This is a genomic window from Nonomuraea sp. NPDC052116, assembly GCF_040680035.1.
GTDB lineage: Bacteria > Actinomycetota > Actinomycetes > Streptosporangiales > Streptosporangiaceae > Nonomuraea > Nonomuraea angiospora_A.
The window spans coordinates 26,883-48,880 of the sequence record NZ_JBFAWA010000050.1 but is presented as its reverse complement, the minus strand read 5'-3'; the positions used below and the strand labels follow the sequence as shown (position 1 = coordinate 48,880).

The following is a 21,998-nucleotide window of genomic DNA, read 5'->3' as shown; positions in this document are numbered from 1 at the left end:
CGCCAACGCCCCGCACGTGGATCACGGGCGCGCCCGGGAGAGCGCGGCGAGGAAACCGCCGACGAACGCGTCGCCGAGCCCGATGGTCGTGGGCGCGGCGACGTCAAGCTCGATGCCGGGCAGGCAACGAACAACCTCGCCCATTCGGCGTTCCAGAGCTGCGGCGAACTCCACCGCCTCCGTTCGCCTCGGCCGGTTCTGCATGAGTTCGTACTGGTGGTTCATGTACTCATCGCCGTGGTAGTAGCGGGTGCTGGCGATCACGATGCCCTCGTTCAGTGGCTCCGCGTACTCACCGGCTCGCTCCCCGAATGCCGCCGACCAGTACTTGGTGTGCACCACCAGGGTCTCCACGGGAATCAGGGCCTGCAGCGATTCGAGGGCACGTGCCACCTCCGTCACGGAAAGCAGGTTGACGGCGTAGCCCAGGTGCGACTGCATCTCGTCTTCGTTCAGCCCGTAAACGTCGATGACTTCCAGAAGCGCGTCGCGGACCCGTTGGCTGAGGCCCGGCTCGTGGAAGCCGGCATCCTCGTAGTAGACGACCGCCTCGGCCGGCAGTTGCCGCATGTGGCTTCTCAGCGCGGAAAGACGCCGGTCGAGTGTTCGCCGGTCCCGTATCGCGTTGAAGCCCGAGATCAGGAAGACCCGTGCGTCGCCGAGCAACGAGCCCAGCTCATCACTCAGCAGCATGGACTCGTTGTCCGGGTCGTTGACGTAGATCAATCTGTTCGGAAACGGCGCACGGATGTGGATGTCACCTGCCCGAACCCGCATGCCCTGGTCGTACTGCACGATCAGGTGCGGATAAAGGGTGTCCTGGTACGAGTTTTACCTGGTCAGCAGATGTGGCATTGTGGCATGAGAACGGCCATCGCGTGGCGGCCTTCATGTCGTCTCAAGCGGCCTGTGCGTCTGGCAGCGCGTGCGCTTGCCGCTGCAGGCCTACAGGGAACTGACACCGGCCGGCTTGGCGCCGGCGGCGTGCACGTCGTCGGTCGGGTTCCGGAAGCGGCGGCCAAGTTGGAGACGGTGCGGCGGGTGCGTTCTTCGGCGTCGGCAATCGCTGCGAGGCGCAGGCATGCGTTGATCAAAGCCTGCCGCTCCAAGCCGCGCGGTCGTCGCCGCATCGCCTATTCAGGATGGAGCAGGTAAGAGCGCCTGCTTGCGATCGAGGACGATCTTCAACCACCTGAAGCTGAAGTGACAGTCTTGATGACTGCTCCAAGGGTCCTCTTCTTGACTAGTTCTTCCTCATGCTTGGTTCTGTTGTTGCCCCGCTCGTACGTTGCTTCTTTGGCGACGCAGGAGGCGAAACGATGGTGGAGAACGAACGCGGGAGCTGCGTGGTTTACAAGCGGTGCGGGTGTAGCGATGGGGCGAGTGGTAGGCGGCTGGGTGGTCGCTGTCGCCGGTTGGCCGACGCGGGGCATGGGAGCTGGTATTTCGCGGTCCAGGCTGTGGGGGCGTCGGGTCGGCGGGAGCGGGTTCGGCGTGGTGGGTTCGCAAGCGCGGAGGCGGCGCGGTGTGCGGGCGGTGAACTGCTGATGGCGGAGGCGGATGGGCCGCTCTCTGCTGGGTGCACGGTGGGGCAGTGGTTGCGGTACTGGTTGTCGGTGGTGGAGTCGCGGTTGCGGCCGACCACGCACCGGGCCTACCGGGATCACGTACGGCTGCATCTGGTCCCGTATCTGGGCAGAATTAGGCTGGTGGAGTTGTCGCGGCGGGACGTGACGCGGATGTTCGTGGCGCTGGGGCGGCGGCGGAATCGGTACGGCGAGCCGATCAGCGCATCGACTTTGGAGCGGATCCGGGCGACGTTGCGGGCGGCGCTGAACCACGCGGTGCGTGAGGACCTGATCGCGGGCAATCCGGCGCAGGGCGTCCGGTTGCCATCGCCGGTGCGGATGCATCCGGTGGTGTGGACGGCTCGTCGGGAGGCGGTCTGGCGGCGCGCGGGAGAGCGTCTGCCGGTGGCGGTGTGGACGGTCGAGCAGCTGGCTGCCTTCCTGCGGTTCGCGCGGGAGGACTCGTTGTTTGTGCTGTGGTGGCTGGTGGCCTTGCGTGGGCTGCGGCGCGGGGAGGTGGCCGGGTTGCGGTGGGTGGACGTCGATCTGGAGCGGCGCGAGCTCACCATCGCCCATCAGCTGGTGCACACCGACGAGGGGCTGGTCTTGTGCGAGCCGAAGAGCGCGGCCAGTCGGCGAACGTTGGCACTCGATCCGGAGAAGGTCCGGCTGCTGCGGCGGCACGAGCGTGTGCAGCGTCGGCTGCCGGGGGAGCGGTGGTCACCGATCAGCCCGATCTTCACCCTGGACAGCGGAGCGCCGGTGCAGCCGAGCTACCTCACGCACCGCTTCCACAAGCTGGTGACCGCGAGCGGGCTGCCGCCGGTACGGCTACACGACCTGCGGCACGGAGCTGCGACGTTGGCGCTGGAGTCGGGCACGGAGTTGAAGGTGGTGCAGGGCACGCTGGGGCATGCCAGCATTGTGCTGACCGTCGACACCTACGTCTCGGTGCTGCCGCAGCTGTATCACGACAGCGCCAAGGCGACCGCGCGGCTGGTGCTGAAGGCGGTGCGGGCGACCAACCGGAAGATCGGCAAGGAGCGGGCTGGGACGTGACTCACATGTGGCTCACCGTGACTCACGATCAGATGACGCGGCTACGGATCCGCGTAACGCCGCAGGTTGGTGAGTAGGGCGGGTGGGACTTGAACCCACGACCCACGGATTATGAGTCTGTGCCGACGCGTGCCGTGCTGTATCGCGTACACGCGAGCAACCACCGAGCAACCATGCGGTCTTGACCATCGGCGCTTTGTGCCATTTGTCCCCCATCTCGGCGCGGCTGTCTGGGGCCAGGCTTGCGTGGTGAGCTCGAACTTTGCGGCGGATCGAACGTGAGCGAGCAACCACCGAGCAACCATCGCCTGGTCATTTGCGTCCTCAGGCAGGATGGCTCGCGGCAAACCTCGGATGCGATGCATGGTCTGCCTGACGTGCATGGACGTGATTTTCGGCAGGTGCAGGGCCGGCGGGGCGGGCGGCGGAACGATGGCGCTCTGATGGGCGGCAAGCCCGGAGTGCCTCACGTGCTATGGGATGAGATGCTCCCTGGGTCAACGTCTCACGAGTGGCGGACTCCGCAGGCTGTCGCAACAAGGTGGGGCGGCCTGCGCGTCAGCCGCGCCGGACGCCGTGCTGGTGGGCCGTGGTTGATGTATTAGTAGCGAAGCCTCTTATCATCAGCCACACGGCGAAGACAAAGCTCTGCAGGCCCAGCGGCGCATTCATGGCCAGGTAGAGCGGCGTGACTACGTCAATTAGGCGAAGCAGCACCAAGAAGCTCGCCGATATAGCTGCTCCGATTCCCAGAAATCCCCACCCGGATAGCCATCGAGGGACAGATCTCGACCGCCATAGAATGCGGAACAACAGGAGATCTCCGAGGCTCAGCGAGATGATCAATGCGACGTGATTGACCAAGTCGCGCGCCGTCCGCAGCAGCTCGCCCAAGACCTCGAGGCTGGATGCGTCCGAAGCGCTGGCTTGGGTGAATCCATGGCCCAGTACAAGAAACAAGGGCAGGAGAATCACGCCCATGAAGTGGAACGTCGCTGCGATCAGCCTGAACCCAAGGAAACCCTGACTGAGCGCTTCGTTCTCCGCCCTCAATGTCGGATAGAGGTACAGTGCGAACCCGACATAGGCGGGGATCATGATGGACTGAGCAACTGCGCCGACGATGACCTGGCTCTCGTGTGCGGAAATGAGAGCGAGATAGCGTGGCTCCTCGAGAGCGGGAACGATGCTCAGCGCGCCGGCGATCATGCCTACGATGACCAGTGCGCCCGCAATTGCGGTTGCCCGCCTGTTTATATGCACGATGCTTGTCCTGTAATTGTCGTCGGTGGCGGAGTGTGTCGGCGCCGGATCGGCGAGCCGGTTCAGGCTCCCCGACGCGCAAGACGGGACTGCCTGGGCGGCGGCCAGGGGTCAGCCTGCGAGCAGGTCCATGCGGAGGAACTCGGTGATGCGGAGCAACTTCGGTGGGCGTGCCACCTCATTGGGGAGGGCCTGGAACGCCTCGTCCTTCCCGACAAGACGTGGGGCCGTGAGTTCTACCTCTCTCCCGTCGACCCGGAGCCGCGCACCTCTGGCCGCCAGGACGTTCTGCACCCAATCGGAGCGCGATCCATACACCAGAACGAACAGGTAGCCGCCGTCGACGGGATGCGCATCGAGCGGCGTGCGGTACGTAGTGCCAGAAATGCGACCGATGTGAATCAGCACCGGCCATCTCCCGCCGGTTATCGCGCGGGGGTTGAACACCCGCTTGTTCACGTGCCCCCACCACTTCGGCATCGGCATCGAAATCTCCCTCTCTCGCCCCGGCGGGGCGCGTCACGGTCAGGTGTTGGCTGAACCCTGGCTGACGCGAACCTGGATGGCCTTACACCAGTAAGGCTACTTACTGGTGTAAGGTTGGCTTACGCTCGTAAGGCTGTCAACCCGCCCACACCCCGGAGCCGTCGTGTCACCACCACCACAACCGCTCAGCAGAGGCCTCGTGCTGGAAGCCGCGATCCGGGTCGCGGATCGCGGCGGCGTGGAGGCGATCACGATGCGCCGGGTGGCGCAGGAACTGGGCGTGGAGGCGATGTCGCTCTACCACCACGTGCCGAACAAAGACGCGATCCTCGACGGCGTGGTCGACATGGTGTTCGCGGCGATCAAGCTACCCGGTGCCGAATGCGACGATTGGCGCGATGCGATCCGGCCGCGTGCCTTCTCCGCACGCATGGTCCTGTCGCAGCACAGCTGGGCTCTCGGCCTCATGGACTCCCGTCGCGATCCGGGACCGGCGACGCTGCGTCACCACGACGCCGTCCTGGGCGTCCTCCGGGAGGCGGGGTTCACGCTGCCGATGGCCGCGCACGCCGTCTCGCTCATCGACAGCTACGTCTCCGGGTTCGTCTTGCAGGAGGCGAACCTGCCGGTGACGACGCCGGACGATGTCGAGGAAGTGGCCGGCGGCATCCTCCGGCATCTGCCGGCGGAGGAGTTGCCGTACCTCACCGAGATGATCCGCGACCACGCCCTGCGGCCGGGCTACGACTACACCAGCGAGTTCAGCTACGGCCTGGACCTGATCTTGGATGCGCTCGAAGCTCGCCGGAGGGCCCCCCGCTCGGGTTCGTGCGCGCGGTAGGTTGTGCGACATGAGCGATCTTGCCGATCCGGCGGTCGCGGTGGAGGCCTTCGAATGTCCGACCCGCCAGGCGCCGGCGGGGAGCGCCTGCCGGACGCGAGGCGGGAAGGTCGCGCCGAAGTACCACACCCCGCGCTTCATGCTGGTGCCGCAATTGCGGGCGGAGCTGGAGGTGCGGACGCCCGTCGATCGCGGTCCCGGCCGGCCATGGGCCGCGGGCCCAGAGCGGCAGTCCGCCGATGCCGACATCGCTGCCGGGGCCAGGCCCACCCGGATCGGGTACGCTCGGTGCAGTACCGCGCAGCAGGAGCTGCAGAGCCAGTTGGACGCCCTGTGCCAGGCGGGGTGTGAGCCGATCTTCTCGGAGAAGATCAGTACGCGGGTGAAGGCGCGGCCGGAGTTCACCAAGGCGATGGACTTCGCCCGCACCATCAAGACGGCGGTTCCGCATCAGCGGGTGATCTTCACGGTGCATGAGATGAAGCGCCTGGGGCGAGGCGCGGCCGAGCTGTTGACCATCGCCGGCGGGCCGATATCCAGCTGGAGCTGCTCACCGGCCCGTTGCAGGGTGTGTACGACCCGAGCGGGCACGGGGCCGCGCTGTTCGCGTTCTTCGCCGGGATGGCCGAGTCCGAGCGGGAGTACATCCGGGAGAAGTCGCTGGAGGTGTGGGGTGCGGAAACTCAGCCGCCGAAGTTGACGCGGGGGTTCGTGGTTCGAGCATGATGAGGTCTCGGGCATCCTGCTGACGGTGTTGTGGTCTTCCCTCTACCTCTTCCTCGGGCGTGTCTTTCGGTTCCTGGTCCTGCTGGGTCGCGGTGATCGGGCCAAGGCAGCGGAGATCATGGTGCTTCGTCATCAGGTTGCCGTTTTGCGCTGCCAGGTGAACCGGCCCGATCTCCATCCGGGGGATCGGGTTGTGCTCGCGGCCTTGTCGCGGCTGCTTCCTCGCTCGTCGTGGGATGTCCTCTTCGTCACTCCCGCGATGTTGCTGCGCTGGCACCGTGCCCTGGTGGCGCGCCGGTGGACCTACCGGTCCAAGCGCCCGGGCCGTCCCTCTACCCGTGCGGACGTCCGGGAGGCGGTGTTGCGCCTGGCCCGGGAGAATCCCTCGTGGGGCTATCAGCGCATCAGCGGTGAACTGGCTGGAGCCGGCCTTCGGATACCGCCCAGCACCGTGCGCGACATCCTCAAAAGAGCCGGACTCGATTCCGCGCCACGTCGCAGCGGTCCGAGTTGGAGTCAGTTCCTCAAAGCGCAGGCCGAGGGCATCTGGGTGTGTGATTCGTTCCACGTCGACACCATCTTTCTCAAGCGGCTCTACGTTCTGTTCTTCATCGAGCACGCCACCCGCGTGGTTCACGTCGCGGGCGTCACGGCGCATCCGACCGGAACCTGGGTCGCTCAGCAGGCCCGCAACCTGGTCGTGAACCTGGGAGAGCGGGCCGAGGGGATCACATTCCTCATTCGCGACCGAGACGCGAAATTCACCGCGGTCTTTGACGAGGTATTCACCTCACTCGGCGCCCGCGTCATCATGACGCCCGTTCGTGCGCCGCGAGCCAACGCGATAGCCGAGCGTTGGGTCGGCGCCGTTCGAAGGGAATGCACGGATCGGCTGCTGATCTACGGTGAAAACCATCTCCGCCGCGTCCTGCGGACATACGAGCGGCATGACAACCGGCACCGTCCCCATCGCTCACTAGACCGTAGACCGCCTCAACCATCAGATGCCCCGGCTGCACCCAGCGATCTCGATCAGGTCCGCCTGCAACGCCGACAGGTGCTCGACGGTCTGATCAACCAGTACCGGCGGGCCGCATAGACGGGGCGGATAACCGCAGGCCAGAGGTCGCATCCTGGTTTTCGCACCCCACACGCTGCCCTGCCAGCCTGGCACTACTTGTACGGCTATCGCTTAGCGCTATTATGTAGTCCAATAGGTCAAGTCGGGCTTGTCAAGAGCTCTGCACGTCCAGGTCCGGCCAACCAGCTCCGCACCGGAGGACACATGACATCACCCCGACATCAGACCCCACGGCACACCCCCAACCCGCGCGGCCAGGGCGACCGGCTCCGCCAGGATCTGATCGAAGCCACCAACAGGCTCCTAGAGCAAGGCGCCACCCACGAAAGCCTGTCACTGCGCGCGGTCGCACGCGAGGTCGGCATCGCCGCGACTAGCGTCTATCTGCACTTCCCCGACAAGATGTCCCTCCTGCTCGCCGTCTACCAGGAACACTTCGCCGTCCTGGCCCGCCACCTGGACGACGCCGTCGCCGCACACGCCGAACCTGACCGTCAACTCCATGCCGTCGCCGACGCCTACTGCCAGTTCGCCGAAGACCACCCCGACGCCTATCAGGTGATGTTCACCGTGCCGCACGCACCCCCCGTGACCCGCCCACTGCCCGACGACGAACGCCCGGGTCTGGCGGCCATCGAGATCACACAGAACGTGTTCAAGGCGTGCGCCGACGCCGGCCTGGCCAGGACCCCCGACCCTTATCTGGCCACTCTGTGCCTATGGGGCGCCCTCCACGGCCTGCTCACTCTTCGCGCCGCCCGGCCCACCGTACCCTGGCCCCCGCTCAACACTCTCGTCGACACCCTCATGGCCACTCACCTCGACCTCCCGCAGGGACTCGACGAGCGTGGCATGTGACTCGCCGATGATGGCCCATCCGAGGATGGTGCCGATCTCGGCGAGCACGTCCACCGGCTCCGCCTCACGGGCGACCCATCGCGCAAGTTCGCGCGAGCCTTACTTGCCACACATGACTGACCGCCAAGAGTCACCCATGATAACGACCTCGCCCGCGTCCCTCCTCGACAAATACGCCGGACTCGACCTGCACCAGCTACGCCACAGCGTTGCCGCCCACTTCGGCGAAGCCGGGGTCCCCCTCCAGCTCATCATGGGCAAGACCCGCGACAAATACCCCCGCGCCGCCATGCGGTACGTCAAACCCGGTGCTGAAGTCATCGCCAAGGCCACCGGGGGGTTTAGCACCCCATCGCCGCACTTACCTACCAGCGCGTGTCCCCGCCAGTACGTAGTCACGGCCTTGCGCTAATACTCGCGGTTAAACCCCAGTGCGGCCTCCCATCTCGGCGGCCGGGTGCTGCCCAAAATGCGCCTCGACCTCCTGCTGCAGGGCGGTCACTTGCTGGTTCAGGGTGGTCAGGACGGGTGATCAAAGCTCGCACAGAGGCTGCGGTGTGGGCGGTGGTGACCACAGCGGGCTGGCCCAGTGCTCGGTGCGCGGTGCGGCCTGGATGGGCGCGGCCTTGGAGGCCGGGTCGGTCGCTTTGGCCAGCAGCTGCAGTGCCTCGGGGGCACCCAGGTCGACGAATGCGGTCAAGGCGGCGGGGAAGCACCCCACAGCGCGTGTCGCAGCCGCTGGACCTGCCCGGGCGCGTTCCCAGACCAGCGTCTTGTGCGCGCGGGTGACCCCCTGACCGCCTGAGCTGGGTCACTGTCACTGGCCACGGTGCGCGGTTGGTGAGAGTCGGTGCGCACCATGCCGGCCGGCACAGGGCGTCGCCGAACGTCGCTCCTGGCACCGGAGACCGCATGCCGTCTGCAGTATTCCGAGGCCTGCAGAGGGTTGACCGCGAACACCCGGTGCCGGGCCGCCACCAGCATTCTGTTCCATTACCAGCAGGTGGCCACCGGGGCCCCACCGCGAGCGGGGCGTGGCGAAATCTGTGGCGAAATCTCGCACCGGAAACCCTTGACAGAAGCCACCGCAACCATGACCTTATATGTAAGGCTACAGAGTAGCGAAACTTTGTAGCTGTACGCGTTAGGTCAGTGTCTGCGCGGGCGAGCTGTTCACAGAACGGCGCGGCCAACGGCCGATCACGGCGTCTCCCGCCGCATCTGCGTAACAGGTCAACTCCTCGCCCGACCAATCAGTCGAACGGAAAGGAACGAGATCATGGCAGATCACCACGTACGGGGATTAGTCCAGGCCAGCGGTGCCATCGCGACCGGCAGCGGCTTCACGGTGGAACACATCGTGGAGGGCACCTACTCCGTCACATTCAACCAGCCGTTCAGTGAGGCCCCGTCGGTGGTCACGACGCAGGTCTACCCCAACACCTCCAACTCCACAGGCGGGGACACGCGTGACAACAGCGTGGTTGTGTACATCAGCCCCCAGATGTTCCGCGTCATCACCGGCGACAGCAGCGGCAAGAAGACCGACCGATCCTTCGCCTTCATCGCCACCGGCAACTGAAGGGTCGCGCCCACCCGTACCGAGATCGAGGTTCCCGGCTTCCGCTGCCGCAATGCCTCGGATATGAGGTTCTGGGGATCGTGAGGAATCTAGGCCTAGAGACGGGAGGATCTGGGCCTAGAGGCGGGAGGATCTGGGCCTGGCCCGTCGTTCCGAAAGCCCGTAAGTCTGAAGATCCTGATGGCGTTGCTGCACATCTTGGGCTGCACGATGGAGGAGCCGATCGAGTCCATTGAGGCCGCCGGTGCGGCCAAGAAGACCCAGGCGGTCGGCGGAGACGCAGGGATCGGGGACCTTGCGGGTGCCGAATATTCATCCGTCCAGGTCGTGGGGGTGATGTGTTCTCTTGTGCTCTCGCCGCGCGCCCGCACGGCATGATGGCCGGTCGTGTTGCTGCTCTTGGCCTACCTCACGATGAGGACCGCCGTCTCGTTCCTGCGACTGCTACCCCGCACTGATCGTGACAAGGAGATCGAAATCTTGGTGTTACGGCACCAGTTGACGGTGCTCCGGCGGCAGGTGGCCAAGCCCGCGTTCACGCCGGCAGATCGGTTCCTCCTCGCTGGGCTGCTTCACCGCTTGCCGATGGACAAGCTCCGGCGCCTTGTGCTGCTGGTCCGCCCGGACACCATCCTGCGCTGGCACCGCGATCTGCTGCGGCGCCACCACGCCGCGGCCGACGCGCTTCGGAGGCGTGGACGCCCACGTACCGTCCGGACCATGCGATTGCTGGTATTGCGGCTGGCGCGGGAGAACACCTCATGGGGCTACCGGCGCATTCACGGTGAGCTGGCCGCGCTTGGGATCGAAGTCGCCGCCCCCCATCCCGTAAAGCGCGTCAGAGCCGTTTGGGGCGAGATCTGCCGCAGTGAGACCCGACTTCCACGGTAGATCGAACGCGTACGAGCAACCACCGAGCAGTCGCACTGCGCCTGCCGAATATTCCATCCGTGCAGGTCAAGCGGCATGATGATCGGCTGTGCTGCTTCGCCTGGCCTATCTCGCCGCCACGAACGCCTTCACCGCGCTGCGGTTGCTGCCCTTGGGCGATCGGGACAAGAACATCGAGATTCTCGCCCTGCGCCACCAAATCACCGTTCTTCAACGGCAACTCGGCGCCGACGCCAGGTGAGATTCGCTGCTGAGGACCGGGCCTTTCTCGCCGCGCTCCTGGTACCACTGCCTCGTGAAGTCCTGCGCCGACTGCGGCTCCTCGTCCGCCCGGATACCGTTCTGCGCTGGCATCGCGATCTGATGAAGCGGCGTCATGTCCGTACCTGTCGGCCGAACAGGCGAGGTCGCCCGCCCACGGTGTGGCCATTCGTGTCCTCATCCTGCGACTGGTTCGCGAGAATCCATCGTGGGGATATCGGCGAGTGCATGGCGAGCTCATCACGCTCGGCATAAAGGTGGCTGCGTCGACGGTCTGGGAGATCCTTAAGCAGGAAGGCCTTGATCCGGCACCCGAGAGGGCGTTGACCACGTGGGCCGACTTCCTGCGCTCGCAGGCCGACACCCTGTTGGCCTGCGATTTCATCGAGACCGTCACCCTCGATGGGCAACGTCAGTACATCCTGGCCGTCATCGAGCACGCCACCAGGCGCGTCCGCGTGCTCGGCACCACCGCTCACCCGAACGCGAGCTGGGTCATCCAGGTGATCAAGAATCTGTTGATGGATCTGGAAGATGCGGGCTGCCGGGCGCGCTACCTGATCCGAGACCGGGATGCCAAGTTCCCGGCCCTCATGGGCGAGAGCTTGTCCGAGGCCGGCATCGAGACCGTGCTCACCGGGATCCGGATGCCGCGCATGAACGCGGTCATGGAGCGGTGGGTGCAGTCGTGCCGCCGCGAGTTGCTGGACCGCTGCCTGATCTGGAACGAACGCCACCTGCGGCACGCCCTGCTCGAGTACGAACGGTTCTACAACGAGCACCGGGCCCATCAAGCTCTGGCCCAAGCTGCTCCATTACGCGCCGTCGCGGAGCCGATCACCGATCCGAAGCGAATCGACGACCTGAACATACGCCGGCGAGACCGGCTCGGCGGGGTCCTGCATGAGTACTCACATGCAGCCTGAGCTGCGTGGACGGAATTCTCGGCAGGCACAGGCAGGAAGTTCTTCCCGCTCATGAGAGCGGAGACGGGAGCGGCCTTCACCGCGCACGGCCCCTCATGCCCTCACACCGGTCTCGATCGGAGAGGCCTCGCCTCCGAACACATCCCGCCACCGCGCGCAGTGATCGAACACGACATCTGACAACGCCACGCCATGGACAATGCCGACCACCAGTCCGCCGCCTCATCCCCAGCGGATGCCGCGCCTGGCTACACCGTTCCTCAACGCCAAGACGGCTGGCCCAACTGGCTCGGCCGCCGCCCGATGCGCAGCTCCGACCGAGAGAAAATCCGTGAAGCGCTCGAGACCGGGCTACCCGACGGACCACTCACCGTTCCCGGCCCCTTTCTGCGCTACCTCACCATCGACGGCCTGGACCGCGTAGCCGACCAGCGCAAGCTCATCCGTCTCCGGGGCCGGATCCACGCCGCGGCTCGTGTCGTCGCCGAGGGATGCCACACCACCTACCACGCCACCGACTCCACCCTCACCATCGGCATACAGGCCCCCGACGCCCAAGAACGCATCAACCAGCTGCGCAACGCGCTGTCCAAACTCATCACCAAACATGGCTGGACCACCAGGGACGAGCCCCGCTGACCAGTGCCTCAAGGCTCAGCGGGAATTTCCGGCCGGATATGACCACGACCCCGATGTAGCCGGGGCCCGCAGGGTCGCGCTCCAGGGCCTCCAGGGTCCACGTCGACTCGGCGACGGCGGCCGCGAGTTAGTCCGGCGTCGCGAGCCAGTAATCGAACCACGGCGTCGTCGTCGCGCCGTCCCGTACCCGGATACGCAGCTGTCCGCGGGCCCGCCCGCGGCGGAGGTTCCAGGCCTGGAAGTCGGCATGGGCGGTGCCGCCGTCGCCGGGGTCCATGCCCGACCCGATCAGCTGTGCGCCGGGGCGGGTCACCGCGGGAAGTGCCGCCAGGACCTCGGGCGCCTGCGCCGGGCCGCCCAGCAGGGCAAGGTTGTTGCCAAAGAGGGCGATCGTGTCGAACTGTCCGAGCCCTTCGGGCAGGGACGGCACCGAGCCGATGATCGCCTCGACCCCTCGTTCACGCGAGACGCGCACCGCCTCGGGCGACGGCTCCAACCCGACAACCTCGTGGCCGAGGGCCAACCATGGGACGGCGTGCCGCCCACCGCCGCACCCCACGTCCAGGATTCGGCCTGCGGCCTGCTCCCAGCCCCAGCGCTCCAGGTCCGACCAATGCTCAGGCTCGGCGAAGTACCGCGACGCGTCGTTGGCGATGATCAGGCCGTCGTCGCGCTCGATCACCTCAACCGCAGCCGAGCAGCCCGACCTGCCCGAAGACGCCGACCTCATCCCACTGACCCGCAACGAGATCGCGCGCCTGGCCGCTATCGCCCCGCTCGCGCGGTTCTACCCGCCAGGACACCACCACCGCTGGTCGATCTGGCGACGACGCCACCAGCACCGCGCCAAACAATGCCACTACCAGCGGCGATGGGTGTCCGACAGGTCGTAGGCCCCAGAGCTATTGCTCCACCACGAACACCGGTTCGACGTTCAGCTCGCTGATCCGCCAACCGTCGGGCGTCCGGACGGCCTTGTTGCGGGCCAGCCCGTAGCGCCGGGAGGCCGGCACGAGACTGTCGGCGTGGCCGGACAGGGCGGTGATGTAGGCGCGGATCGTCGCGGTGTCGCCGTCGACCTCGATCAGCACGCTGCTGATCCGGTGGAGCAGGCGGGCGTAGTCCTTGTTGCCGGCCTCGATCTGTGCGATGAGGACGTCGCGGCCGGACCCGGTCCCGTTGCGGGTCGTGCCGGTGGCGTCCTGCGTCAGAACGGTGTTCAGGTCGTCGAAGCGGTGCTCGTCCAGGGCCCGGCCCAAATGCAGCATCAGGTCGTGCAGTTCGGCCCGGTCGGCCAGGGTCCGCAGGTCGTAGTTCATGAGGTGTCCTTTCGGGACTGGTGGATGAAAGGAACCATGCGGGGCCGCGGCGGGGGGCGCGCATCACTCCTGCCCCGTTCTTGCGCAAAGTCGCAACGGTGTCCGCCCCGCGTTGCCGCCGCTCGGTTTTCTGGGGCAGGATGCGGATTCACGGGGTGGGATGTCAGGGGGTGGCCGGCGATGTCTGAGGCGGCGTGGCTGAAGTCGCTGCGGGTCGGGCGCGGTGTGTGCCCGCTGTTCGGGGCCGATGCCGTGGTGGCCCGGTTCGCCGAGATCGTCTCCGTCGAACGCAGCGAGCGGCTGGTCATGGTTCCCGCGTCGTCCCGGCGCCCGCTGCTGGGGACGCTCCCGATGCCGCCGGATGTGCGGACGCGCTGGCTGGGGTCGGCCCCGTCGGGCCATGACGCGCGCCTGATCGCCACCGGCGCCGAACATCGGATCCTGCCGGCCCTGCCGGCCAAGATGGTCATCATCGACCGGGCGGTCGTCATGACGCCCATCGACCCGGAGGATCCGCTGAAGGGGGTCTGGCAGATCACCGCCAAGCCGCTGGTGCGCGCCCTGGTCGAGATGTACCAGCGGCTGTGGGGGCAGGCAGCCGAGCCGGTGCGGTGGCCGGCGGGGCTATCGGCCAGGGAACGCGCCGTGCTGACGCTGCTCGCCGAGGGCTGCACCGACCAGACGGCGGCCGAGCAGCTGGGCCTGAGCCGGCGCACCATCACCTACACGGTCGCGGACCTGATGGAGAAGTACGGGGCGCGCAGCCGGTTCCATCTGGCGCTGCTGCTGGCCGGTGCCGACGCCGGGGATTTGTTCGACACGACCGGTGTCCACGCTGGGGCACGCGACCACCGCAGGATCTTGAGTTGACGTCACAATCACCATGATCAGCGGTGGTTCGCTTCGTCTCTTCAGCCACACCAGTCACACCAATAACGATCTACGGCTGGAGTATTGGGGCGAGCTGGTCGCGGGCGGCCGCCGCGTCCCCCGCCTTCCCCGTCCACACGGCGAAGTTATGCCGTACGACGAGGGCCTGGGGGTTCCCGGCGCCCCGTACCCGTTTGCTCAAGGTAAGTAGCGCGGAAAGCTGGTCGCGGGTGGCGGCGATCGCTTATGGCTGCCCGGCTCGGCACCGTGCCTTACGTGCCTGACAAGATCATAGCGCTCTGACCTGCGAGAATGGACCAAGAACCCAAGATGACGATTGCGGAGCGTGTCTGGCCGTGGCCGGACACGTTTGCCTGTGGCCGAACATAGTGGCCTGTGAGTCGATGGCGGGCTTGCCTCTTCGCCTGCAGGGTGCGCACACTGAGCGGTGACCCCTTCCCGAAAAGAGACGAGATCAGCAGTGAAAGCATGGATCCTGCTCGTCGGCGGTGTGCTGTTCGCCCTGCTGGGAGCGGTGTGGACGCTGCAGGGGCTGGGCGTTCTGGGCGGCAGCGTGATGAGCGGCGTCACCGCTTGGGCGGTCATCGGCCCGGTGGTGGTCATCGTCGCCCTGGTTGTCGCCGTCATTGGGGTACGGGGCTTGGCCAAGCGGCAGCCTCGCGACTGATCAACACCACGTTAAAAGAGGCTCGTCCCCCAGCGACACCGACATGGCCGACGCTCACGGGTCATCCTTCGGTGTCGACAGCGGCTTGGCCTCGCCGGCGCGCGACGCCAATCTGGCCCACAGCCCAAGTACGACGGCTGGAAGGGGCAGCCGGTTGGCATAAGGACACTTAGTGAGCGACGCGACCTGCGGAAACGCTCGATCCAGCGTTATCGCGCCGCAGGGCGCCTTGATTTCGTCGGTGTCTAGTAGCAGCGTTTGCGGGTCAGTTTCGACAGCGCTCAGGCCCGCGCGGTCGAGAAATGTCGGTGAGAAGTAGCAGCGCTGACGTCCATGATCCGGGCGGGCTGCTCGTAGGCCACCTTCGGAGCTGAATAACAAGGCGTGATCATTCAATTACTGGTAGGCATGTTGTGTGCGGCCGGCTGCTGGAGGGGGAGCCGGTCTTGCGTGTGGGGGCATGGGCGTCTGGGCGCGAGCACGTGCAGTTCCCAGGCGTCCGTGGCCCCATAGGGGTGGTGACGCATCGACCATGCCCCCTCACGGGGCTGGGCGCAGAACACCGGTCGCTGCTGTCGAATCATCGGTGTGGATCGCGTAGTCGAGGCTGCCGACGCTGGCGCAGCCGTGTTGACGCGCGTTCAATGCGGCGTCGCGGTAGGCGGGGTGCCGTTAACGAGCGTGTCACCGGCCCCAAACGCCGATGATCAAGGGCTTGACCTTGTCCGCATTTGAGGCTGATGGGTCTCGGCCAGGGCTTCGTAGGCGGTGGAGCGGCCGATCTTCAAGGTGCGGGCGGCTTCGGTGATGCTGACGCCGTCGGCGACAAGGCGGCGCAGCGTGGCCAGCTCGGCCGGGCCGACGGCGCGGGGGCGGCCGGTCTTCTTCTTGCCTGGCAACTGCCGCCGGGCGACCCCGCCCCGGCCGACGACGTCGACCAGCAGGACGACGCGTGAACCACGACGAGAACCCCGTCGCCGCGCCCGAGAAGGGGCGCGGCGCCCGTCGCCGCCAGGCCCACTACCGGAGCCTGGCCGCCGACCAGGCCCGGACCTGGCAGGCCCGCACCGCCTGGCGCCTGACGATCGCGCCGCGCGAGGAACAGCCCGGGCGGATGCTGCCGCGCGCCGAGCGCTGCGGCATCGCCATCCTCACCGTCGACCACCGGCCGCGCGGCGACGCTTAAAGAGTCCGCAGTGTACGGCGCTGACGCCCACAACGTGATCGGTTCAGCACGGCGAGCACTTGCCTGGCGCTGACCGCGACGTCGGCGCCCGAACCCTTACCGGGTGGAGTCCTGGATGGCCTGGATCAGGGCGACGGTGGCCGGTGGGTCGGGTGGGTCGCCGTAGGTGACGGCGTAGAGGCGGCGGGTGAAGCCGGTCAGCTCGGTGGCGTGGATGTCGGGCCGGCGGTGGGCCTGGAGGGCGAGTCCCGGCAGGGTGGTGACGCCTTTGCCGGCGGCGACGAGGGCCTGGACGACGACCATGTCGTCACTGAGCGAGGCGATGCGCGGGGTGAAGCCTTCGCGGCGGCACATGTTGATCAGTTCGTTCTGGCATCGTTCACAGCCGCCGATCCAGGGGGAGCCGCGGTGGTTGGTGAGGCTGTCGCCCGGTTGGCGGCTGATGAGGTAGGTGGGGTCGTCGCCGACGTGGACCAGGCGGAAGCCCTCGTCCTCCTCCTCGACCGGGGCGTTGTCGTAGCGGAAGATCAGGGCGACGTCGATCTCGCCCTGGCGCAGCATCTGCAGGGCTTCGACGGGGTGGCGGTCGATCAGGATGAGTTCGAGTCCCGGGTACGCCTGTTCCAGGGCGACGGCCGCCTTGGGGACGATCGTGCTCAGGGGCGAGGCGTTGGCGGCCAGGCGGACGCGGCCCGATTGGAGGCTGGCCTGGGCGGCCAGTTCGTTGGCCGCGGCGTCGACGCGGCCGAGGATCTCGGCGGCGCGGCCGGCCAGCAGGCGGCCTTCCGGGGTCAGGCGGATGCCGCGGCCGACGCGCTGGATGAGCCGGACGCCGGTGGCCGCTTCCAGGCGGGCCAGGTGGTGGCTCACCGACGACTGCGAGTAGTGCAGGTGTTTCGCCGCTTCGGTCACGGACCCGAGGTGCGCCACCGCGGCCAGAACCCTGAGGTGGACCAGGTTCAGCATGTATCGAGAATATCGATGGATGTCCCGAAATATTGCCATTAGACGTCATCTGTTTGCCGCACCATGCTCGTTGGTGAACGCGGACAAGCCGACTGAGGAGACACAGATGAGCAAGCTGAGGTGTCACATCTCGATCTCGCTGGACGGGTACGTCGCCGGCCCGAACCAGAGCGTGGAGAATCCGCTCGGCGAGGGCGGCGAGCGGCTGCACGACTGGGTGGCCACGCTGGCCGCCTTCCGCCGGGCCCACGGCGAGGAGGGCGGCGAGGTGAACCCGAGCACGCCGGTGTTCGAGCAGTCGATCGAGAACATCGGCGCCGCGGTGATGGGCAGGAACATGTTCGGCCCCCATCGGTGGCGGCCCCTGGGTCGACGAGCAGTGGAAGGGCTGGTGGGGCGACAACCCGCCGTACCACTACGACGTGTTCGTCGTGACCCATCACCCGCGCGGCCCGGTGGAGATGGAGGGCGGGACCACCTACCACTTCGTCACCGACGGGATCGAGTCGGCACTCGACCAGGCGAAGAAGGCCGCCGACGGCAAGGACGTCATGGTGTGGGGCGGCGGCCAGGTCGTCCGGCAGTACCTGGCCGCGGGGCTGCTGGACGTGCTCGAACTGCACGTCGTCCCGGTGCTGCTCGGTGGTGGTTCCCGCCTCCTGGAGAATCTCGGGGACGTACGGCTTGAGCAGGTACGGGCCGTCGAGGCGCCCGGCGTCACCCACCTCAAGTACCGGAGAGTGTCATGAACCGCCTCCAGACGTTCATCGACGACGTCGCACTCGTGGTGGACAGCACCGGCGACGAGCACGAGATCACGGCGCGGGTCGGCGAGCTGATGTCGGCGCTCCTGGCCGAGGGGTACCGGCTGCCGCCGGAGCTGACGCGAGCCTCGGCCGCGCGTCACCTGACGTACCCGATGTACATCGCCCCCGACGACAGCTGGTCGATGGCGTCCGTGGTCTGGGACGTGGGCCAGCGGACCAACGTGCACTCACACGAGACGTGGGGTGTCGTCGGCATCTACGCCGGGGTCGAGCACGAGACCCGCTACCTCAAGCCGACCGAGGGAACAAGGCTCGCCATGCCCGCCACTCGGCGTCTCGGCCGGGGAGCCAGGCGGGCACCAGGCGGCCGCCGCCTTCCTCCACCTCGGCGTCAGGCTCGGGCATCCCGGCGGGATGACGGCGCATCCAGTGGCCTACGGGGTCGAGGAACCGGCGGACAGCCGTTGGCGCTGAGAAGGATCTTGATTGCAGTGAGCTGAGGCTGCTCCTGGTCGCGAAGCTTCCTTGGCTCATTGCCCGATTCCGGCGTCGGCGTGCGGCGCGGATCTCGGCGTCGGCGACCTTGTCGTCCAGCAGCGCGTACAGCTGCGTGGTTTCGGCAGAAGCGTGGCCGAGGCGGCGGCGCACGGCCTCGATCGAGACGCCGGCGTTGATGAGCTCGGTAGCGTGGGCATGCCGCAGCTGGTGGATGTCGACCTCGACCCTGGCCTGCGCGCAGTAGCTCTGCCAGCGGTGGTGGGCGGCGTCGTAGGACAGCGGACCGCCGCGGCCGTTGATGGAGGCGCGGAACAATGGCCCGGCGGTGTAACCAGCGTGGGCGAGGTAGAGCTTGAGCAGGGTGACATAGCCACGGTCGTCCAGCAGGACGGTATGTACGCTGCCGCCCTTGCCGTGGAGGCGGACGTGTTCGTCGTCCAGGCGCAGGTCGAGGTCCTCCACGTACAGGCCGCAGACCTCCGAGGCGCGGGCGCCGCACACGTAGGCGGTCTCGAACAGCACCCGATCCCGGAGCCGGTCCAGCGGCGCCTCCTTGCGTGGCCGCCGCGAGCAGATCACCGCCAGCACCTTGGCCACGTCAGCGGCCGCGGCCGGGCGCGGCAGGTTCTTGGGCACCTTGACGGTGTCGATCCGGTCCATCGGGTTGGCCTGCAGCAGGTCGTGCCGGACAGCCCACTTGGCGAACGAGGCGACGGCGGCGCGCTTGCGCTTACGACTGGCCGGCGACAGGTCGGCGACCTCGGCCAGGAACGCGCGAACCGGAGCGGCAGTCAGCTTGCAGAGTTCTTCGCCGTGGTGGGCGGCGAAGGCGATCAGGTCGCCGCGGTAGGCGCGCCGGGTGTGGGTGGAGGCGCCGGCGTTGGCCAGGTCGGTGAGGAAGTCACCGAGATGGCGGGCGAGCGGGTGGGCGCGGCCGAGCTGGGCCAGCCGTGCTGGCCCAGGCTCGAAGCTTCGCTGCGAGCGGGGACTCTGCCCAGGGGACACTGCGGGGCGGTCCCGGCCAGACCGCGCGGATGTACGAGGCAAAGGGTCGTGCCATCTCGGGCGTGTTCAGTTTGCGGCCAGTTCCTCGAGCACGGTGGGCCGGCTCGGGCTCCACCCGAACTGCTGCATGGCCCGCGTACCCTGCGCCTGCTGATCGAGCAGGAGTGCGTCGGCGAGCAGTTCGCCCAGTCGCGCGCGGGTCTCGTCGGCGGACTCCGGCGCCAGGGTGCCCTCGGGGCCGACCGCCGCCTGTGCCATCTCCCGCACAGTGGGGTTGACGCCCGAGGTCGCGATGTAGAGCTCCCCACCGGGAGCGCGTTCGAGCACGTCGACGTAGAGCTCGGCAAGGTCGTCCACGTGGACCGTGGACCAGTGCTGTTCTCCAGAGCCGATGAGCCGCAACGCTCCATCCTCGGTCCGAGGTCCGTGAGTGAACATCTCGGCCGGAATGCCCTTGCCGTGACCGTACACCACCGACGGCGAGACCACCGAGGCCTTGAGACCCGACTCGAGAACCCGGCGCTGCCGCTCAACGCGCCACGCGGTGAGAGCGATAGACCTTTGATCGGTCTCCTCCCTGATGTCTGGGTTGTCGCCCCAGGTCCAGATCCCACCGGTGTAGACGAACGGCTTGTCGGTGCCCTCGAATGCCGCCAGGACAGCGGTGATCACGGAATCGTCACCTTCGGGGCCGAGCGTGGCGAGGTGGATCACGCTGTCCACGCCGCGCACTTGCCCGGTCAGCCACGCCACATCGGCCATGTCACCGACGACCGCCTCGGCGCCGGCATCGATCGCCGTCTTCGCCGACTCGCCGCTGCGGACGACCGCACGAACCCGGTGTCCACGCGAGCGAAGGACCTGAAGGACGGAGGAACCGATATATCCGGTACCACCAGTGATCAAAACGTTCACGCTGGCTCCCTTTTCGAAGCTTCAACTGATGTACGACCGGCCCACCTGCTTGAAACCTCGCGCCAGTTGTGACCTGCGCTGTTTCGGATGGCGCTACTCGGCCGACTCAACTCAACGCTTCCAGCGGGCGCAGCAGGTCCACGTGGTGCGGGCCTGCAGCCCTCTGGTACTGGATGCGCCCGGGAGGTGCGGCAGGGGTCAGGGGATGGTGACGAGAACCATGCCGGTCGTCTTTCCCGGTCGGACCGCGTGCTCGACGGCCTGCGTGATCTCGTCGATGCCGTACTGGGCTGCCACGTCGAACGCCTCGGCCGCCCCACGGGCGATGAGCTGGGCGGCGGTGGCCATGTCGTGGGCGCGCTGCTCGGCGGGGACGATTTCCGCCCAGCGGGTGACGATCAGGCCCCGCAGCCCGAGGCTCGTGCCAAGGAGGTCTCCGGCGTGGACGGGGATGGGCTCCTTGGCCAGGACGCCGTAGATGATCACGGTGCCGCCGGGCGAGAGCAACCGCAGCAGGTCTCCGGCCAGCGCGCCGCCCACGGGGTCGACCGCGGCAGGTACAGGCCGTTCCCCGATGTGCTCGCGGATCTCTTCCTTCCACGTGGGCCGAGCGGTGGAGACCACGGGAACGGCCGGGTAACGCTCGCGCAGCGTCTGGGCGCCCGAGTCGCTGCGGACGATGTTGATGTGCTGGATCGCGTGGAACTGAGCGACGGCCGACAGCAGACGGCCGACGTTGGAGCCGGCGGCGGTCTGCAGGAAGACGCCGTTGAAGCCGACCGCGGCGTGCTTTTGGAGCTCGCGCCGCAACATGATCACGGTGATGGGATTGATCAGCATCTGAGCGGCGATGCTGTCGGGAACATCGTCACTCACCGGGACGACGAACTCCGCCGGGACGAGGACGAATTCGCTCCATGCGCCGGGGTGCGGGAAGAACGACACGCGCGCTCCGGTGGTGACCCCGGCAGCTACGGGAGTGTCGGGCCCAACCGCCTCGACGACGCCGGTGGCCTCGAGGCCAGGAGTGAGGTACTCGGTCTGCGAAAGGTAAGGGCCCTGGATCGGGAGGAGGTCGCCGATATGGATCGGGAAGGCGTGCACCCGCACCAGTACCTGGCCCGCTCCAGGCGGTCCAGGGGCGTCGACCTCCACGACGGACAGAACCTCGGCGGGGTTTCCGGACTGCCTGTAGATCACTTTACGTGCCATGCCCCGTTACTCCTCGTCCTAGCATGACGGCCGGGCCGCGACTCAGCGGCCCGATCACCGCTCCTGGCCTGGTGGGCGAGAAGCTGAATCCGACTTCTCCCGGCTTCCACCTGGACCGGATGACTGGTGCCTACCCCTCACCCGCGCCGAACACCTGTTCAAGACCGCCTCAGCCCACCATCACCCCCAAGGCTGCGGATCGACACTCCACCAACTTCCACAACGTGCAATTCGGCCTGTCGTTAAGGAAGCTGTCACCAAGTACACCCGAGCGGAGTTGACCCAGGTAGCAGGGCAATCGCGCGCCGTGAAATAGCTCTTCAGGCAGTCGTCCCAAAGGGATCAGCCGGTAACGGCCCACCTGCTGCCACTCGACCTGCGGCACAGGCCA

28 protein-coding genes are annotated in these 21,998 nt (G+C 67.1%); 15 read left to right on the top strand and 13 right to left on the bottom strand.

The window, feature by feature from the left end; genetic code table 11:
• Nucleotides 1–21 precede the first annotated feature (21 nt).
• On the bottom strand, nucleotides 22–795 hold the full coding sequence (locus tag AB0L65_RS56080; protein WP_364264738.1) for an ADP-dependent glucokinase/phosphofructokinase: 774 nt from the start codon (nucleotides 793–795) through the stop codon (nucleotides 22–24).
• 752 nt (nucleotides 796–1,547) lie between these two features.
• Here AB0L65_RS56080 and AB0L65_RS56075 point away from each other — a divergent pair.
• Nucleotides 1,548–2,627, top strand: coding sequence for a tyrosine-type recombinase/integrase (locus AB0L65_RS56075; RefSeq protein ID WP_364264736.1), 1,080 nt, complete (start codon nucleotides 1,548–1,550; stop codon nucleotides 2,625–2,627).
• Between the two features lie 558 nt (nucleotides 2,628–3,185).
• Here the strand turns inward: AB0L65_RS56075 and AB0L65_RS56070 are convergent.
• Nucleotides 3,186–3,890 carry a DUF4386 domain-containing protein gene (locus tag AB0L65_RS56070; protein ID WP_364264734.1) on the bottom strand — a complete coding sequence of 235 codons (705 nt, stop codon included), beginning with the start codon at nucleotides 3,888–3,890 and terminating at the stop codon, nucleotides 3,186–3,188.
• A 111-nt stretch (nucleotides 3,891–4,001) separates the two neighbouring features.
• Complete coding sequence (locus tag AB0L65_RS56065) at nucleotides 4,002–4,376, bottom strand: nitroreductase family deazaflavin-dependent oxidoreductase (RefSeq protein WP_364264732.1); 375 nt, start codon at nucleotides 4,374–4,376, stop codon at nucleotides 4,002–4,004.
• Between the two features lie 199 nt (nucleotides 4,377–4,575).
• Here AB0L65_RS56065 and AB0L65_RS56060 point away from each other — a divergent pair, with 199 nt between their 5' ends.
• From AB0L65_RS56060 to AB0L65_RS56045, 4 genes are all read left to right on the top strand, one after another.
• Nucleotides 4,576–5,217: a TetR/AcrR family transcriptional regulator gene (locus AB0L65_RS56060; RefSeq protein ID WP_364264730.1), complete on the top strand. Its 642-nt coding sequence runs from the start codon at nucleotides 4,576–4,578 to the stop codon at nucleotides 5,215–5,217.
• A gap of 10 nt (nucleotides 5,218–5,227) precedes the next feature.
• Complete coding sequence (locus AB0L65_RS56055; protein ID WP_364264728.1) at nucleotides 5,228–5,917, top strand: recombinase family protein; 690 nt, start codon at nucleotides 5,228–5,230, stop codon at nucleotides 5,915–5,917.
• A 51-nt stretch (nucleotides 5,918–5,968) separates the two neighbouring features.
• Nucleotides 5,969–7,042: an integrase core domain-containing protein gene (locus AB0L65_RS56050; RefSeq protein WP_364264726.1), complete on the top strand. Its 1,074-nt coding sequence runs from the start codon at nucleotides 5,969–5,971 to the stop codon at nucleotides 7,040–7,042.
• 186 nt (nucleotides 7,043–7,228) lie between these two features.
• A complete protein-coding gene (locus AB0L65_RS56045; RefSeq protein WP_364264724.1) occupies nucleotides 7,229–7,882 on the top strand; it encodes a TetR/AcrR family transcriptional regulator in 654 nt (217 codons plus the stop codon).
• 532 nt (nucleotides 7,883–8,414) lie between these two features.
• Here AB0L65_RS56045 and AB0L65_RS56040 read toward each other — a convergent pair.
• Nucleotides 8,415–8,582: a hypothetical protein gene (locus tag AB0L65_RS56040; RefSeq protein ID WP_364264722.1), complete on the bottom strand. Its 168-nt coding sequence runs from the start codon at nucleotides 8,580–8,582 to the stop codon at nucleotides 8,415–8,417.
• Nucleotides 8,583–9,161: 579 nt separating this feature from the next.
• Between AB0L65_RS56040 and AB0L65_RS56035 the strand changes: the two genes are divergently transcribed.
• From AB0L65_RS56035 to AB0L65_RS56010, 6 genes are all read left to right on the top strand, one after another.
• Entirely contained in the window at nucleotides 9,162–9,464 is a 303-nt protein-coding gene (locus AB0L65_RS56035) for a hypothetical protein (RefSeq protein ID WP_364264720.1), read from the top strand.
• 180 nt (nucleotides 9,465–9,644) lie between these two features.
• Nucleotides 9,645–9,842 carry a hypothetical protein gene (locus tag AB0L65_RS56030; protein ID WP_364264718.1) on the top strand — a complete coding sequence of 66 codons (198 nt, stop codon included), beginning with the start codon at nucleotides 9,645–9,647 and terminating at the stop codon, nucleotides 9,840–9,842.
• 9 nt (nucleotides 9,843–9,851) lie between these two features.
• Complete coding sequence (locus AB0L65_RS56025; RefSeq protein ID WP_364264716.1) at nucleotides 9,852–10,355, top strand: hypothetical protein; 504 nt, start codon at nucleotides 9,852–9,854, stop codon at nucleotides 10,353–10,355.
• An 88-nt stretch (nucleotides 10,356–10,443) separates the two neighbouring features.
• Nucleotides 10,444–10,596 (top strand): hypothetical protein, encoded by a 153-nt coding sequence (locus tag AB0L65_RS56020; protein WP_364264714.1) that lies wholly within the window; start codon nucleotides 10,444–10,446, stop codon nucleotides 10,594–10,596.
• 244 nt (nucleotides 10,597–10,840) lie between these two features.
• On the top strand, nucleotides 10,841–11,542 hold the full coding sequence (locus AB0L65_RS56015) for an integrase core domain-containing protein (protein ID WP_364264712.1): 702 nt from the start codon (nucleotides 10,841–10,843) through the stop codon (nucleotides 11,540–11,542).
• A gap of 192 nt (nucleotides 11,543–11,734) precedes the next feature.
• Nucleotides 11,735–12,181: a hypothetical protein gene (locus AB0L65_RS56010; RefSeq protein WP_364264710.1), complete on the top strand. Its 447-nt coding sequence runs from the start codon at nucleotides 11,735–11,737 to the stop codon at nucleotides 12,179–12,181.
• 127 nt (nucleotides 12,182–12,308) lie between these two features.
• Here AB0L65_RS56010 and AB0L65_RS56005 read toward each other — a convergent pair whose 3' ends face one another.
• Nucleotides 12,309–12,863, bottom strand: coding sequence for a class I SAM-dependent methyltransferase (locus AB0L65_RS56005; RefSeq protein ID WP_364264708.1), 555 nt, complete (start codon nucleotides 12,861–12,863; stop codon nucleotides 12,309–12,311).
• A gap of 220 nt (nucleotides 12,864–13,083) precedes the next feature.
• A complete protein-coding gene (locus tag AB0L65_RS56000; protein WP_364264706.1) occupies nucleotides 13,084–13,500 on the bottom strand; it encodes a nuclear transport factor 2 family protein in 417 nt (138 codons plus the stop codon).
• A gap of 180 nt (nucleotides 13,501–13,680) precedes the next feature.
• Here AB0L65_RS56000 and AB0L65_RS55995 point away from each other — a divergent pair, with 180 nt between their 5' ends.
• Nucleotides 13,681–14,370, top strand: a complete 690-nt coding sequence (locus AB0L65_RS55995) for a helix-turn-helix transcriptional regulator (protein WP_364264704.1) — start codon at nucleotides 13,681–13,683, stop codon at nucleotides 14,368–14,370.
• Nucleotides 14,371–14,440: 70 nt separating this feature from the next.
• Here the strand turns inward: AB0L65_RS55995 and AB0L65_RS55990 are convergent, their stop codons facing one another.
• On the bottom strand, nucleotides 14,441–14,572 hold the full coding sequence (locus AB0L65_RS55990; RefSeq protein WP_364264702.1) for a hypothetical protein: 132 nt from the start codon (nucleotides 14,570–14,572) through the stop codon (nucleotides 14,441–14,443).
• Between the two features lie 279 nt (nucleotides 14,573–14,851).
• On the opposite strand from AB0L65_RS55990, the gene AB0L65_RS55985 reads away from it, so the two are divergent.
• A complete protein-coding gene (locus tag AB0L65_RS55985) occupies nucleotides 14,852–15,058 on the top strand; it encodes a hypothetical protein (RefSeq protein ID WP_363973284.1) in 207 nt (68 codons plus the stop codon).
• A 707-nt stretch (nucleotides 15,059–15,765) separates the two neighbouring features.
• On the opposite strand, the gene AB0L65_RS55980 is transcribed toward AB0L65_RS55985, so the two are convergent.
• Nucleotides 15,766–15,957 (bottom strand): helix-turn-helix domain-containing protein, encoded by a 192-nt coding sequence (locus AB0L65_RS55980; RefSeq protein WP_364264700.1) that lies wholly within the window; start codon nucleotides 15,955–15,957, stop codon nucleotides 15,766–15,768.
• Nucleotides 15,958–16,010: 53 nt separating this feature from the next.
• On the opposite strand from AB0L65_RS55980, the gene AB0L65_RS55975 reads away from it, so the two are divergent.
• Nucleotides 16,011–16,244: a hypothetical protein gene (locus AB0L65_RS55975; RefSeq protein ID WP_364264698.1), complete on the top strand. Its 234-nt coding sequence runs from the start codon at nucleotides 16,011–16,013 to the stop codon at nucleotides 16,242–16,244.
• Between the two features lie 96 nt (nucleotides 16,245–16,340).
• Here the strand turns inward: AB0L65_RS55975 and AB0L65_RS55970 are convergent, their stop codons facing one another.
• Together AB0L65_RS55970 and AB0L65_RS55965 are read right to left on the bottom strand one after the other, a co-directional pair.
• Nucleotides 16,341–17,210: a LysR family transcriptional regulator gene (locus tag AB0L65_RS55970; RefSeq protein WP_364264696.1), complete on the bottom strand. Its 870-nt coding sequence runs from the start codon at nucleotides 17,208–17,210 to the stop codon at nucleotides 16,341–16,343.
• Between the two features lie 123 nt (nucleotides 17,211–17,333).
• Entirely contained in the window at nucleotides 17,334–17,549 is a 216-nt protein-coding gene (locus AB0L65_RS55965; protein ID WP_364264694.1) for a hypothetical protein, read from the bottom strand.
• A gap of 83 nt (nucleotides 17,550–17,632) precedes the next feature.
• Here AB0L65_RS55965 and AB0L65_RS55960 point away from each other — a divergent pair, with 83 nt between their 5' ends.
• Nucleotides 17,633–17,959 carry a dihydrofolate reductase family protein gene (locus AB0L65_RS55960; protein ID WP_364264692.1) on the top strand — a complete coding sequence of 109 codons (327 nt, stop codon included), beginning with the start codon at nucleotides 17,633–17,635 and terminating at the stop codon, nucleotides 17,957–17,959.
• 306 nt (nucleotides 17,960–18,265) lie between these two features.
• Here AB0L65_RS55960 and AB0L65_RS55955 read toward each other — a convergent pair whose 3' ends face one another.
• The 3 genes from AB0L65_RS55955 to AB0L65_RS55945 all read right to left on the bottom strand — a co-directional run bounded on the left by AB0L65_RS55955 (nucleotide 18,266) and on the right by AB0L65_RS55945 (nucleotide 21,607).
• Nucleotides 18,266–19,480 (bottom strand): tyrosine-type recombinase/integrase, encoded by a 1,215-nt coding sequence (locus AB0L65_RS55955; protein ID WP_364264690.1) that lies wholly within the window; start codon nucleotides 19,478–19,480, stop codon nucleotides 18,266–18,268.
• A 66-nt stretch (nucleotides 19,481–19,546) separates the two neighbouring features.
• Nucleotides 19,547–20,395, bottom strand: a complete 849-nt coding sequence (locus tag AB0L65_RS55950) for an NAD-dependent epimerase/dehydratase family protein (protein WP_364264688.1) — start codon at nucleotides 20,393–20,395, stop codon at nucleotides 19,547–19,549.
• A gap of 198 nt (nucleotides 20,396–20,593) precedes the next feature.
• Complete coding sequence (locus AB0L65_RS55945; RefSeq protein WP_364264686.1) at nucleotides 20,594–21,607, bottom strand: zinc-binding dehydrogenase; 1,014 nt, start codon at nucleotides 21,605–21,607, stop codon at nucleotides 20,594–20,596.
• Between the last annotated feature and the right edge of the window lie 391 nt (nucleotides 21,608–21,998).

Coding starts and splice junctions, on each gene's coding strand:
- AB0L65_RS56045 (WP_364264724.1), top strand. CDS start 7,229: ATGACATCACCCCGACATCAGACCCCACGGCACACCCCCAACCCGCGC.
- AB0L65_RS55965 (WP_364264694.1), bottom strand. CDS start 17,549: ATGTTCCTGCCCATCACCGCGGCGCCGATGTTCTCGATCGACTGCTCG.
- AB0L65_RS56055 (WP_364264728.1), top strand. CDS start 5,228: ATGAGCGATCTTGCCGATCCGGCGGTCGCGGTGGAGGCCTTCGAATGT.
- AB0L65_RS56030 (WP_364264718.1), top strand. CDS start 9,645: ATGGCGTTGCTGCACATCTTGGGCTGCACGATGGAGGAGCCGATCGAG.
- AB0L65_RS56010 (WP_364264710.1), top strand. CDS start 11,735: ATGGACAATGCCGACCACCAGTCCGCCGCCTCATCCCCAGCGGATGCC.
- AB0L65_RS55995 (WP_364264704.1), top strand. CDS start 13,681: ATGTCTGAGGCGGCGTGGCTGAAGTCGCTGCGGGTCGGGCGCGGTGTG.
- AB0L65_RS55945 (WP_364264686.1), bottom strand. CDS start 21,607: ATGGCACGTAAAGTGATCTACAGGCAGTCCGGAAACCCCGCCGAGGTT.
- AB0L65_RS56065 (WP_364264732.1), bottom strand. CDS start 4,376: ATGCCGATGCCGAAGTGGTGGGGGCACGTGAACAAGCGGGTGTTCAAC.
- AB0L65_RS56000 (WP_364264706.1), bottom strand. CDS start 13,500: ATGAACTACGACCTGCGGACCCTGGCCGACCGGGCCGAACTGCACGAC.
- AB0L65_RS55970 (WP_364264696.1), bottom strand. CDS start 17,210: ATGCTGAACCTGGTCCACCTCAGGGTTCTGGCCGCGGTGGCGCACCTC.
- AB0L65_RS56035 (WP_364264720.1), top strand. CDS start 9,162: ATGGCAGATCACCACGTACGGGGATTAGTCCAGGCCAGCGGTGCCATC.
- AB0L65_RS56075 (WP_364264736.1), top strand. CDS start 1,548: ATGGCGGAGGCGGATGGGCCGCTCTCTGCTGGGTGCACGGTGGGGCAG.